The sequence below is a fragment of the Pseudoalteromonas sp. genome, from assembly GCF_041629635.1.
In the GTDB taxonomy this organism is placed as follows: domain Bacteria; phylum Pseudomonadota; class Gammaproteobacteria; order Enterobacterales; family Alteromonadaceae; genus Pseudoalteromonas.
The window spans coordinates 1-12,462 of sequence record NZ_JBFKMX010000111.1 but is presented as its reverse complement, the minus strand read 5'-3'; the positions used below and the strand labels follow the sequence as shown (position 1 = coordinate 12,462).

General features: G+C 40.2%; 11 protein-coding genes and 1 pseudogene. 6 read left to right on the top strand and 6 right to left on the bottom strand.

All coding sequences use genetic code 11. The features are described 5' to 3' along the window. Together ABYD77_RS14325 and ABYD77_RS14320 are read left to right on the top strand one after the other, a co-directional pair. Nucleotides 1–148 (top strand): annotated as a pseudogene (locus tag ABYD77_RS14325) (adenosine deaminase); the annotation flags it as partial. Nucleotides 149–701: 553 nt separating this feature from the next. Beyond that, nucleotides 702–1,619, top strand: a complete 918-nt coding sequence (locus ABYD77_RS14320) for a hypothetical protein (protein ID WP_372770803.1) — start codon at nt 702–704, stop codon at nt 1,617–1,619. Nucleotides 1,620–2,002: 383 nt separating this feature from the next. On the opposite strand, the gene ABYD77_RS14315 is transcribed toward ABYD77_RS14320, so the two are convergent. From ABYD77_RS14315 to ubiD, 4 genes are all read right to left on the bottom strand, one after another. Then, entirely contained in the window at nt 2,003–2,698 is a 696-nt protein-coding gene (locus ABYD77_RS14315) for a helix-turn-helix transcriptional regulator (RefSeq protein WP_372770802.1), read from the bottom strand. A gap of 32 nt (nt 2,699–2,730) precedes the next feature. Next, nucleotides 2,731–3,048, bottom strand: a complete 318-nt coding sequence (locus tag ABYD77_RS14310) for a hypothetical protein (protein WP_249363325.1) — start codon at nt 3,046–3,048, stop codon at nt 2,731–2,733. A 122-nt stretch (nt 3,049–3,170) separates the two neighbouring features. Next, the gene (fre, locus tag ABYD77_RS14305; protein ID WP_010562314.1) at nt 3,171–3,884 is read right to left on the bottom strand and encodes an NAD(P)H-flavin reductase; all 714 of its coding nucleotides are present in this window, start codon (nt 3,882–3,884) and stop codon (nt 3,171–3,173) included. A gap of 34 nt (nt 3,885–3,918) precedes the next feature. After that, a complete protein-coding gene (gene ubiD / locus ABYD77_RS14300) occupies nt 3,919–5,391 on the bottom strand; it encodes a 4-hydroxy-3-polyprenylbenzoate decarboxylase (protein ID WP_105170402.1) in 1,473 nt (490 codons plus the stop codon). A gap of 172 nt (nt 5,392–5,563) precedes the next feature. Here ubiD and ABYD77_RS14295 point away from each other — a divergent pair, with 172 nt between their 5' ends. Further along, the gene (locus ABYD77_RS14295; protein ID WP_372770801.1) at nt 5,564–6,082 is read left to right on the top strand and encodes an outer membrane beta-barrel protein; all 519 of its coding nucleotides are present in this window, start codon (nt 5,564–5,566) and stop codon (nt 6,080–6,082) included. A gap of 12 nt (nt 6,083–6,094) precedes the next feature. Next, the gene (locus ABYD77_RS14290) at nt 6,095–7,360 is read left to right on the top strand and encodes an Ig-like domain-containing protein (RefSeq protein ID WP_372770800.1); all 1,266 of its coding nucleotides are present in this window, start codon (nt 6,095–6,097) and stop codon (nt 7,358–7,360) included. 135 nt (nt 7,361–7,495) lie between these two features. Here ABYD77_RS14290 and rho read toward each other — a convergent pair whose 3' ends face one another. Continuing rightward, a complete protein-coding gene (gene rho / locus ABYD77_RS14285; protein ID WP_010562309.1) occupies nt 7,496–8,755 on the bottom strand; it encodes a transcription termination factor Rho in 1,260 nt (419 codons plus the stop codon). A 173-nt stretch (nt 8,756–8,928) separates the two neighbouring features. Continuing rightward, entirely contained in the window at nt 8,929–9,255 is a 327-nt protein-coding gene (gene trxA, locus ABYD77_RS14280) for a thioredoxin TrxA (RefSeq protein ID WP_372770799.1), read from the bottom strand. Between the two features lie 91 nt (nt 9,256–9,346). Here trxA and rhlB point away from each other — a divergent pair, with 91 nt between their 5' ends. Both rhlB and gppA read left to right on the top strand, forming a co-directional pair. Next, nucleotides 9,347–10,603, top strand: a complete 1,257-nt coding sequence (rhlB, locus tag ABYD77_RS14275) for an ATP-dependent RNA helicase RhlB (RefSeq protein ID WP_372770798.1) — start codon at nt 9,347–9,349, stop codon at nt 10,601–10,603. Between the two features lie 20 nt (nt 10,604–10,623). After that, nucleotides 10,624–12,126, top strand: a complete 1,503-nt coding sequence (gene gppA / locus ABYD77_RS14270; RefSeq protein ID WP_372770797.1) for a guanosine-5'-triphosphate,3'-diphosphate diphosphatase — start codon at nt 10,624–10,626, stop codon at nt 12,124–12,126. Nucleotides 12,127–12,462 lie beyond the last annotated feature (336 nt).

Sequence of the window (12,462 nt, the reverse complement as noted above, 5' to 3'; positions counted from 1 at the left end):
TAATATTGAAATTCGCCACGAATTTGAGGTGGCAGCACCACAAGCTGGTTTAACACAAGCTGAAATCACGCAAGCACAAAAGAATGCATTACAAATCGCGTTTTTAAGTGATAGTGAGCGTAAAGTGTTAATGGGGAAATACGCGTAACGCTATAGCGTTATTTTTCAAAAAAATGTGCGCCTCCCTGCATTCCTAAAAAGCCCATCCTTGGGCTTTATGTTACTTTTCTTTGCTTCGCCAAAGATAAAGTAACCAAAAGAAAGGCGACCGCTAAATCAAACTTTTCCTCACATCAACTTTGAATTTAAAGATAAACGCCATGAAGCAACGTCCATGTTGTACATGGCTTGCTCGACCGCTTCGCTCCCTGTCTCGCATTATCAAATTCAGACCTGATGCTTCGGGTTTGATAAAAGCGGAAAAAACTTTAACAACGGTCTTCAAGATCGAAACTCAGCTGTTATTGAATAACTTCATCTCTTCTGTGTAGAAAAGAACAATTCTTCCTTAATATTTTTAGCAGACAAGTTGCCCGCCTTCTACAACTTATAATATGAAGGTTGTTAATTAACTATCTGACTAGTAACAATTAATTATTGGTGTTATAAATTTACTTTGAATATAAACAGGCGATGTTGCGGTAGGAAAAGAGGCAACTTGCCTCTTAATAAAATGTTTTTAAGGCTTAATGGAATAATCTATGACCGATAAAAAAACTAATAATTTTGTAAGAGCTTTAATAGTGGCATTGTCCGGCTTTATAGTATGGCTTGTTGCCTATAGTTTTTTATCAATCGAACCAAAAGGTACCATATCTACAGGAATTATTACGCTAATAATTCTATTGGTTGTTATCGTTTTAAGTGAAAGCTTTGATAACTTTAGCGTTGGAAAAATGCTAACCATGTCTAGAGAAATCAAAGCGAAAGATACTTCAATCAGCAAACTGAACTCTGAGAATACAGAGCTTCGAAAAGAGTTAGTTAATGTTGTTACTTCAATCTCTCAAAATCAATCAAGCACCAACATAATAGGCTTCTCTGACGATATTGCTAAAAAGATGGGTGTCGAAAAAGCAACTGACGAAGAGATAACGAACAAGAGAACTGAAGAGAGCGAAGAGTCTACAGAAAGATCAAGACCGGCAAGAAGACGTGTAAACCACCAAAAACTAGAAGAGCTTGCATTTTCTCACTTCCTTCAAAAAAGAAATTTAACAGATTTCGATCTTATTCAAGAAGCAAAGCTCGTAACTCAATTTAGTGGTATAGACGCGGTTAGCAATATTCAGCCTATTTATGATGGGTACATTAATACAGGCGAAAGTGAAATTTTTGTTGAAGTAAAGGTTTCGAGGGCTTCATCTATTATGATGCGCGAAAGAGTTTATTTGATGCTCAACAAAATCTATCTTTACAACAAAGTTAAAAAAGCAAATGCACACTTAAATTTACTGCTTGTGGATGTGGAAGGTGAAGAATCTGACCCAATTAGAAATCAAAGAAGTACAGATAGATTAAAAGAGTTCTTCGAACCATCCATAGTAAATGGACTTCTTCGTATTGTGCCGATTGAGTTAACTCCAGATGAAATCGCTCAGGTTTATAGTGAAGAGTAGGCGCGCTCATAACAAACGCTTCAATTAGAGGGCTTTACCTCCTTCGAATTTAGCGCATTTGTGGACTTGAAAACTGTTTGCAACGTTCACTCCCAATACCCATTAATCAAGCCATATACAAAATGGACGTTGCTTCATGGCGTTTATGTTCACATTTAAATTTTGCTTGAAGAGTCAGTTTGATTTTTGGGTGCCGAGGGATTCCAAAGGGAGGCCGGCGCAAGCCGCCCTTTGGCTGCTGTCGCCAGCGCGACAAACCAGTTTTAATTCTATAAATAAGTTGAGACTGTGCGCTTGAGTTAGATTTATTTAGTTACGATATCTATCTAGCAGAACAGCGGTAAGGTTTTGCAAAGGAGTGTTTCAAAAATAAAGCAGCGCCCTTAACACTCCTTATATTTCTCCTGCACTAGCTTCACATAATGTGCGAGCGATTTATCGCCATGGGTTGTAAAAGCAAACTCCGTAAGTGATACCGCTTGAATGCGATCTATGCGAAATTCACGATAATCGTTTCGTAAGCGGCAATAGGTGATTAGTGTCCATTTGCCACCCCAATAAACCATGCCTAAAGGTTCAACTAGGCGGGTGGTGGTTTGCTGTTTGGCGTCGGAATAATCAATGTTGACACAGCGGTGTTGCTCTATGCCTTGGCGTAAGGTGAGGGTGAAGGCTTGTTGCGCTTGGTTGTGACTCCAACCCGATACTAAATAGGGCAGATCATCCACTTTTTGTTTTAAGCTACTTGGTAATACCGCTTCAATTTTAGCGAGTGCAGAATGGGCTTTATCGGCTAAAACAGGATCCGTCCATTCGCTTACCATGCGACTGCCGAGCATTAAGGCTTGTAGCTCTTCGAGGGTAAACATCATCGGCGGCAGGTCACATTCAGCAATTAAGTATCCGATGCCTGCTTCGCCTTCGATGGGCACGCCCGATGTTTGCAAATGCTGGATGTCGCGGTAAATGGTGCGCTCAGATACGTTTAGTTTATCTGCTAGCTGTTTGGCGGTTACAGCAAGACGGCGGCCTTTAAGTAAGTTAACCAGTTGAAATAAACGCTCAGATTTATGCACCATATTTCCTTAATTGAATGCGCTTTACGTGTTAATTATGCATCACAAGGTGTTTGTGACACTACATCGTAGTGCTCTAAAATAACACTTTCTTTTTCAATTAACTTGGCGAATTGCTGGCAAATTTCATTTTCATAAAATGCTTCTTGCACACGTTTAGCATCTGCCATGGTGGCAAAGTAAACCACGTCAACGTAAATATTGTCGCTTTGTTGTTTGGCAAGTGAGCGGTATAGCACACCAGTTTGGTTATTTAGGAACTGCTGCAATGCATCATTAGCAGCGGCGAATTCTGCTGCTTGGGTGGTTTCTGCTAATTTAAAGTTTACGATTTCGATTACGTTACTCATCATTTGTCTCCTTTGAAATGATGAGGTTATTTAATCAGGCTATTGTGCCAGGGAGTGTCAGTAGCAAATGATCTCGAAAATAAAAAAGGAGCCAAGTGGCTCCTTTTAGAAAATCACGATATCTATTATTTGATGAATGCAAAAGCATCTGCATACATGTTTTCGCGAATTGCGCCGTGATTAATAAAGTCATCACGTACAGGGCCAATCATATCGAAGCGGCCTGCCATGTAGATTTCATAAGGCTCTAGCGAAACAATGTCTTTCATTACGGCTTTATGCACATAACCTGTGTGACCTTGCCATGTGTCAGTTGCGTGCTCTACTACAGGAATAAAGTTGAAGTTAGCTTGGCTTGCAGCCCACTTTTCCATTTCATCTTTTGCGTAAAGTGCTGACTCGTCGCGTACACCCCAGTAAAAGAACACAGGGCGTGTTGATTTGATTTCAGCAAGGTGATCGGCCATTGATTTTACGTATGAAAAGCCTGTGCCGCCCGCAAGTAACACTAATGGTAGCTCAGACTCAGTGCGTAGCTGTGAAATACCTAAGCCCACTTCAAGCTCAGCTTGCGTATTATTAGCAAAGTGCTCTTTTAGGTGATCAAGCGCTTGCATGGCATAGCTGTTTTCTTCTGATGCACCGATATGTAATTCTAATAGCTCTGTTTGGCTTGGGCGGCTTGCGATTGAGAATGCGCGCTTATCCTTTTCACCCAATACCAGTTGCAGGTAGTGACCTGCTTCAAATGACACTGGCTCACTTGGTTTTAGTTCAACTTTATAAACAAACTCTGTTAATGGAGTAATGCTTACCACGTTTGCTTTAACTAATTGCATTTTTAAACCTTTTCACGACGCAAGTTTAACTGCGTTACTTTTCTAAAATGTTGAGTGAATCCCAAATTTCATCAACACGTTGTTTGACTTTATCGTCCATTACGATGGGTTCGCCCCATTCGCGGTCGGTTTCGCCAGGCCATTTATTGGTGGCATCAAGCCCCATTTTTGATCCTAAGCCAGAAACAGGTGAGGCAAAGTCGAGATAATCAATTGGGGTATTTTCGATCATTGTGGTATCGCGGGCAGGATCCATACGCGTAGTAATTGCCCAAATCACATCGTTCCAGTCGCGCGCATTCACGTCATCATCACACACAATAACGAACTTAGTATACATGAATTGACGCAAGAATGACCAAACACCCATCATTACGCGTTTAGCATGACCTGGATATTGTTTTTTCATAGTAACCACGGCCATACGGTAAGAACAGCCTTCAGGTGGTAAGTAGAAATCCACAATCTCAGGGAATTGCTTTTGCAAAATAGGCACAAACACTTCGTTAAGTGCGACACCTAAAATAGCCGGCTCATCAGGCGGACGGCCAGTATAGGTACTGTGATAGATAGGATCTTTACGATGCGTAATATGCGTTACTGTCATGACCGGGAAGTCGTCGACTTCATTATAGTAACCTGTGTGGTCGCCATAAGGCCCTTCTGGTGCCATCTCGCCCTGTTCAATATAACCTTCTAATACAAACTCTGCGCTAGCAGGAACTTGTAAGTCGTTTGAAATTGACTTAACCACTTCTGTTTTACTGCCGCGTAACAATCCAGCAAAAGCATATTCGCTAAGCGTATCAGGCACAGGGGTTACTGCGCCAAGTATAGTTGCAGGGTCTGCCCCAAGCGCTACCGAGACAGGATAAGGTTCACCTGGATGTTCTTTACACCATTCTTGGTAATCGAGTGCGCCGCCACGGTGTGATAACCAGCGCATAATGATTTTGTTTTTACCAAGTAATTGTTGGCGGTAAATACCTAAATTTTGGCGCTTTTTATAAGGCCCTTTAGTTACCGTTAAGCCCCAAGTAATTAGTGGTGCAGCATCACCTGGCCAACAGTGCTGAATCGGTAATTTAGTTAAATCAACATCATCACCTTCAACAATCACTTGTTGGCATGGTGCCTTTTTAACTTCTTTTGGCGGCATATTGAGTACTTGCTTAAACACAGGTAGTTGGCTTAGCGCATCTTTAATACCTTTTGGTGGCTCTGGCTCCTTTAAAAAGGCAAGTAGCTTACCAACTTCTCTTAGTTCTGATACATCTTCTTGCCCCATACCTAAAGCAACACGCTCCGGTGTGCCAAACAGGTTAGCAAGTACAGGAATAGAATAGCCTTTTGGATTTTCGAAAAGTAGTGCAGGGCCTTTTGCACGCAAAGTGCGGTCGGCTATTTCGGTCATCTCTAAGTAGGTATCAATTTCTTGCTTGATACGCTTTAGCTGACCTTTCTTTTCTAACAGTTCGATAAAGTCCCTGAGGTCTTTATATTTCATAGTATTGTCAGGCTTTTAATAATAAAAATTGATTGGTGATAGTATAACCTTTTGCACAACTTACGGGCAATTGTATTACCGTTTGCATGGTTACAATTGTTTATACTTCTGTGGATGCTTTTTGGTTTAGCATTCAATAGAATAGGGACACAACAACAGTAAAAGGATTTTTATGAAACCTTTGATTTTTACCAGCATGCTTGCGTTTAGTGGCGCTACATTAGCCGCCAATGATATATATGTTGGCGTAGATTATGCGTATAACAACTTTGAAATTGCCAATGAAAAAGTAAACCCCAATGCGGTTTATGTAAAAGCGGGCTATGAGTTTTTTGATGGTATTGCTTTGGAAGGGCAAGCGGCGGTATCAAGTAGTGACGATGATCTTTACCGTATGAACTTTGACCTTGATAAGTCTTACTCGGTATTTGGTCGTTTTGAATCGCCAGCTTCTTACGGTTTTAGTGCAGATATTTTACTTGGTTGGAGCTGGAATGACCTTGCCGTTTCAGGGCCTGATGAAACCTACAATAATATTGATAGTTACAATGGTTTTGCCTGGGGCATAGGCTTAAATCAAGCAATCCCAAGTTTTGAGCAAGTGAAAGTGCGCTTGGGTTATCAGGTATTACATTCCGACAGTGATTTTAAACTTGCTAATTACACGCTTGGACTTAGCTACACATTCTAAAGGGAATTGAACATGACAAAATATAAATTATTGCCTTTAGCGGTGGCGAGTGCGTTTGTACTTTCGGCGTGCAGCGAATCAGATGACCCAGCAGCGTTAGTTAAAGCGGTTAAATTAGAGTCACAACGTGCTAATGGCACGATTATCGAAAGCATCGAATTTACTGGCAGCGATATTCGTTTACGTCCGGGACAAACTCATCAATTGGTAGCAATGGGCACTGACTCAAAAGGTGACGTGAGAGATGTTACTAAAGAAGTTACGTGGGCGTCATCAAATACGGATGTTGCAACTATTGATTCAAATGGGGTGGTTACGGCAGTAAAAGCACTATCAGATAATCAAGGTCTTGTGACTTTTACTGCAACAACAATAAACGAACTGGAAGCAACAACAGCGTTATCGATTAGCGAGAGCAAAGCGACAGCATTAAGTGTTGTTTTGAAGAGTTCTGATAGTAAAACCTTTAATACCTGTGTTGACACCCAACTTGCAGCAAAAGTAACGTATCAAGATGGTTATGTAAGTGCACCTGATATAAACCTACTAAGTTGGCAATCGACTGGCTCAACTACCGCAAGTATTAGCTCATCAGGATTGCTTTCAACTTCAGCAGAACAGAATGAAACGTTAACCATTACAGCGAAACACACTGATGGTGTAACAGGAAGTGATAACTTTACAGCATCAATTGCGCATTTAAATAGCTTATCTATTCAACGTGAGAGCAAAGACATTGAATCGTTAGCACTGGAACTTGCACAGCGCGATACGTTAACAGCCAAGCTAACATTACTAAATGGTGAAACATACACGATTTCAAATAGTGCTATTTGGGCTTCAAGTGATACCGCTGTTACGTCAGTTTCAAATGCTGATAATGTGAAAGGTAATATTGTTGGACTAACAAGTGGCACGACCAATGTATTTGCTACTTGTGGTGGTCAGCAAGCACAGGTTTCGGTTGAAGTAACTGGTGATTCCACGCTAAAAAGCTTAAAAATTAATACTGGTAAAGATAGCCTTGAAATTAAGCAAGGGGCTAAAGTGTCATTGCAATTATTTGCAGACTTAACTGGTGTTAATGGAGATTTTAATGTTTCTGAATTTGCTAGTTGGAATTTGTCGGGCACAGACTTAGCAACGTCTAAGCTTTTGAAAGAAGGCACTAACGAAGCATATTTAGAGTTAACAGCAGCTGCGAAAACAGGCTCTTTTACGCTGATTTCTGGTTACAGAGGTAAATCTGAACGGCTTGATATAACCGTTGTCGAGTAATTTATTCTAAGGCATCTATTAAAGATGAGTACTTTTATCAACTGCGGAATTTATGAAATTGTCAGCAAGGTAATTAGGAAAAGCCAGAAAATATAAAGCGCCGGGAAATGCAGGCGCTTTTTATTTTAATTACAATCACTTGCGTTTCATCGAATCGAAGAACTCGTCATTGGTTTTGCACATTGCAAGTTTATCAATCAAGAATTCCATAGCATCGATTTCTGACATCTCGTGAACGATTTTACGCAGGATCCACATTTTTTGTAGCTCGTCTGCTTTCGTTAAAAGCTCTTCACGGCGTGTGCCTGAGCGGTTGAAGTCAATAGCTGGGAATACACGCTTTTCCGCAATCTTACGGTTAAGGTGTAATTCCATATTACCAGTACCTTTAAACTCTTCGTAGATAACTTCATCCATCTTAGAGCCAGTATCGATAAGTGCCGTTGCAATAATTGTTAAGCTACCGCCTTGCTCAACGTTACGTGCAGCACCGAAGAAACGCTTTGGCTTATGTAGCGCATTTGCATCAACACCACCAGTAAGAACTTTACCTGATGAAGGAATAACAGTGTTATAGGCACGTGCTAAACGCGTAATTGAGTCAAGTAAAATAACCACGTCTTTTTTGTGTTCAACTAAGCGTTTTGCTTTTTCAATTACCATTTCAGCAACTTGTACGTGTCGACTAGCAGGCTCATCAAATGTTGATGCCACTACTTCGCCTTTTACAAGACGTTGCATTTCTGTAACTTCTTCAGGACGTTCGTCGATAAGTAAAACGATTAGTTCACACTCTGGGTGATTTGAGCTAATAGACTGAGCAATGTTTTGCAGCAACATTGTCTTACCCGCTTTTGGCGGAGCTACTAAAAGACCACGTTGACCTTTACCAATTGGTGCTGCTAAATCAATTACACGTGTCGTAATATCTTCAGTACTACCATTACCACGTTCCATACGTAAACGGTCGTTTGCGTGCAGAGGTGTTAAGTTTTCGAACAGGATCTTAGTGCGAGAGTTTTCTGGCTTATCGAAATTGACTTCGTTTACTTTTAGTAGAGCAAAATAACGTTCGCCATCTTTTGGCGGACGAATTAATCCATTAATTGTATCACCAGTACGTAAGCTAAAGCGTCTTATTTGGCTAGGCGATACATAGATATCATCTGGTCCAGCTAAATAAGATGCTTCGAAAGAACGAAGGAAGCCAAAACCATCTTGAAGTATTTCTAATACGCCACCGCCATAGATGTTTTCACCACTTTTTGCGTGTGCTTTTAAAATGGCAAAAATGATGTCTTGTTTTCTTAAGCGGCCTACATTTTCAAGTCCCATGGACTCAGCTAGTTTTACAAGTTCGTTAATCGACTTATTTTTAAGTTCGCGTAAATGCATATCGGTGGGTTCTTTAATGTTTTTTTCTCAAGGTTTTTGAGTGGGAGTAATAATGAATAATTACTAAGGATAAATATGATGTAATAAGTTAGCAGCTCTTGTTGAAAGCGTCCAGTCTTTATAAAAAATAATCAGTGTAAAAATTAAAGGGGCTGGTTAACCAGCCTCTTTAATTAAATGTTGTCTTCTAAGAATTCAACAAGTTGAGTTTTAGAAAGCGCACCAACTTTAGTTGCAGCAACCGCACCATCTTTAAATAGAAGTAGTGTTGGAATGCCGCGAATACCAAACTTAGGTGGTGTACCTGAGTTTTGATCGATGTTTAATTTAGCAATCGTTACACGACCAGCAAGCTCTTCTGCTACTTCGTCTAGAATAGGAGCGATCATTTTACAAGGACCACACCACTCAGCCCAAAAATCAACTAGTACAGGGCCGCTAGCATTAACTACATCAGACTCAAAGCTATCGTCTGTAAGTTGGATAATTTTATCGCTCATTGGGTTCTCCGATAATTTTCGCGAATTTATTTATAATGTATTTAAACACTATTGTTTCTTATTGCAAGTTTAAGCGTTATGCTTATTCGCTATGAATAAGACACATTTAACCGAAACAAAGTTTGCCGACTTTGATATCGCGCCGGAAGTGGTTGCCGGACTAACTCGCAAAGGTTTTGAACTTTGTACGCCAATTCAGGCAAAAAGTTTACCTTACGCACTACAAAAACGAGATATTGCAGGGCAAGCGCAAACAGGTACAGGTAAAACCATTGCGTTTTTAGCTGCGACTTGTCACCACTTACTGGTTAATAGTAAAGGGGCAAGTAAACACCCTAGGGCACTTATTATGGCGCCTACAAGGGAGTTAGCATTACAGATTTACAATGATGCAAAAATTTTTGCACCTGACTGTAAACTTAATCTTGGCATTGTATATGGTGGCGAGGAATATGAAAAGCAACAGGCACAGTTAGAAAAAGGTGTCGATATTTTAATTGGCACAACTGGCCGATTAATCGATCTCTACAAGCAAGGTTGTTTTAGCTTAAACGATATCGAAGTTGTAGTGCTTGATGAAGCTGACCGTATGTTCGATCTTGGCTTTATAAAAGATATTCGCTATTTACTGCGCCGCATGCCTGAAGCTAGTGAGCGTTTGAACTTGCTGTTTTCAGCTACCCTGTCTTATCGTGTGCAAGAATTAGCATTTGAACATATGACAAATCCCGTGCATGTACAGGTTGAACCCGAGCAGAAAACTAATCATCGTATTCAAGAAGAACTGTTCCATACCTCTCAAGACGATAAAATTCCACTTTTACTGACCTTAATAGAAGAAGAGTGGCCAGAAAAAGCGATTGTATTTGCGAATACTAAGCACATGTGTGAGAGCGTGTATCAATGGATGAAGGCAGATGGACACCGTGTTGGCTTATTAACAGGTGATGTTAATCAGAAAAAACGAATTTCAATTTTAAAGCAGTTTACAGATGGTCACTTAGACTTTTTAGTTGCCACCGATGTTGCTGCGCGTGGATTGCATATTGATGCCGTAAGCCATGTGTTTAACTTTGATTTGCCAGATGATTGTGAAGATTATGTGCACCGCATTGGTCGTACAGGTCGAGCTGGTGCTTATGGGCATGCGATTAGTTTTGCATGTGAGCAATATGCGTATAATCTTCAGCCAATTGAAGAGTATATTGACCATGTGATTCCGTTATCACATTATGATAAAACTGCATTGTTAGATGACATTCCAAAGCCTCGCTATAACCGTGCAAAGCGTCCAAATCAAAATAATCGACGCCCAAATAAACCAGCTCAGAGACGAGCCCATAGTTAGTTGTTTTTTTTGAGGTATCAATGCTAACCGTTGATAAAGCAAATGAGCAAAACTGTTATGCCGTAATTGATTTAGGCTCTAACAGTTTTCATATGTTAATAGCCAAAGCCGTAGCCGGTGATTTACAGACAATTGGTCGAGTGAAGCGAAAGGTTAGGTTAGCGGCAGGATTGGATGAAAATAGCCAACTAAGTATTGAAGCCATGCAAAGAGGGTGGGAGTGTCTTTCTCTTTTTGCAGAGCGCTTACAGGATATTCCGAAAGATAATATCACGATTGTTGCAACAGCAACGTTACGCTTGGCTGCAAATGCCCAGCAGTTTGTTGAAAAAGCTGAATTGATTCTTGGTCACCCTATAAGAGTGATCAGTGGCGAAGAAGAGGCGAAAACAATCTATAAAGGTGTAGCGCACACTTCATCAACACTCGGTAAGCAATTAGTGATTGATATTGGTGGTGCAAGTACTGAAGTCGTGATTGGTGACGGCTTTAACCCGCTTTTATATAAAAGCTTAAATATGGGTTGTGTCACCTACCTCGAAAAGTATTTCGAAAATGGCTTGTTAACCCATGATAATTTCGAAGCGGCAACAGTTGCGGCTAAAAAAATTATCGCACCAATTATTGCTGAGTATAAAACGCTTGGCTGGTTAAGTGTGTCGGGTGCTTCTGGGACGGTACAAGCCATTCAAGAAATTATGATCGCACAAAGACAAGATGATTTGCTGACGCTTGATAAACTCAACGCCATAAAACACCAAGCTGTGCTTTATAAATCTATCGACAAGCTTGACCTGCCAGGGCTAGTGCAAGAACGCAAATTGGTATTTGCGTCAGGCCTTTCTATTTTAATCGCTTTATTTGAAAGCTTAGATATAGAAGTAATGGGACTTGCTGGTGGCGCATTAAGGGAAGGGGTTCTCTATTCGATGATCCCTGAACTACATAATTCAGATATTCGTGCTCGCACAGTTAATAGCTTTATAACGCGTTACCATATTGATGCTACTCAATCTCAGCGTGTTGCAGATATTGCCTTAATACTTGCAAACCAAGTAAAAAATGAATGGCAATTATCTGATGAAGATTTATCGATTCTTGAAGCGGCTGCTAAATTACACGAAACAGGTTTACTGATTGGTTATAAAAAGTATGGTCAACATGGCGCATACATTATGAAAAATACAGATATGCCCGGATTTACCAAAGCACAGAAGAATCGTTTAGTCTTTTTGGTGAAGTATCACAAAGAAGATATTGATAAAATTAATCTTGAGTCGTTAGGTTGTTTTTCAGATATTACTTATAAGCTGCTTCATATACTTCGTTTATCAGTGATTCTGAGTATGCGTAGACAAGATGACGTACTACCAGAGTTAAAATTAGTTACATCAAAAAGCGATTTATCAATCGTTATTCCACATATTTGGTTTAGCCAACATCCTTTAATGCAGGCAGAATTAGAAGCTGAGTGTGAATACCTTCGTAAAGCTGGTCAAACTTTACACATAGCTGTTAACTAATTGATCAAAACAAAGCGCTTTTTGTTAAGGAAATAGGTGTTTTGCTCACTTGGTGAGCAAACGGTTCAAAAGTTTAAATTTTCTTGCAAAAAGTGCTTGCACTGAAATCGAATCTCCCTATAATGCGCATCCACCGACACGGAGCACAGCAACAACAAACGCTGAGTTAAGTGAAAGAAAGGCAAACGGAAAGTTACTTTGAAAAATAAATTGATTTTCTAGTTGACTTTAAAAGTGAAGCGGTTAATATAGCGCTCCACTTCGCAGCGAGAGAGGCTGCAGCAAGCACTAAGTTGTTTGCACTGTTCTTTAAAAATTTAAGCAATCATCTGTGTG

Bases quoted from the DNA above. Each gene is read 5' to 3' on its own strand.
- ABYD77_RS14320 (WP_372770803.1), top strand. From the start codon at position 702: ATGACCGATAAAAAAACTAATAATTTTGTAAGAGCTTTAATAGTGGCA.
- ABYD77_RS14315 (WP_372770802.1), bottom strand. From the start codon at position 2,698: ATGGTGCATAAATCTGAGCGTTTATTTCAACTGGTTAACTTACTTAAA.
- ABYD77_RS14310 (WP_249363325.1), bottom strand. From the start codon at position 3,048: ATGATGAGTAACGTAATCGAAATCGTAAACTTTAAATTAGCAGAAACC.
- fre (WP_010562314.1), bottom strand. From the start codon at position 3,884: ATGCAATTAGTTAAAGCAAACGTGGTAAGCATTACTCCATTAACAGAG.
- ubiD (WP_105170402.1), bottom strand. From the start codon at position 5,391: ATGAAATATAAAGACCTCAGGGACTTTATCGAACTGTTAGAAAAGAAA.
- ABYD77_RS14295 (WP_372770801.1), top strand. From the start codon at position 5,564: ATGAAACCTTTGATTTTTACCAGCATGCTTGCGTTTAGTGGCGCTACA.
- ABYD77_RS14290 (WP_372770800.1), top strand. From the start codon at position 6,095: ATGACAAAATATAAATTATTGCCTTTAGCGGTGGCGAGTGCGTTTGTA.
- rho (WP_010562309.1), bottom strand. From the start codon at position 8,755: ATGCATTTACGCGAACTTAAAAATAAGTCGATTAACGAACTTGTAAAA.
- trxA (WP_372770799.1), bottom strand. From the start codon at position 9,255: ATGAGCGATAAAATTATCCAACTTACAGACGATAGCTTTGAGTCTGAT.
- rhlB (WP_372770798.1), top strand. From the start codon at position 9,347: ATGAATAAGACACATTTAACCGAAACAAAGTTTGCCGACTTTGATATC.
- gppA (WP_372770797.1), top strand. From the start codon at position 10,624: ATGCTAACCGTTGATAAAGCAAATGAGCAAAACTGTTATGCCGTAATT.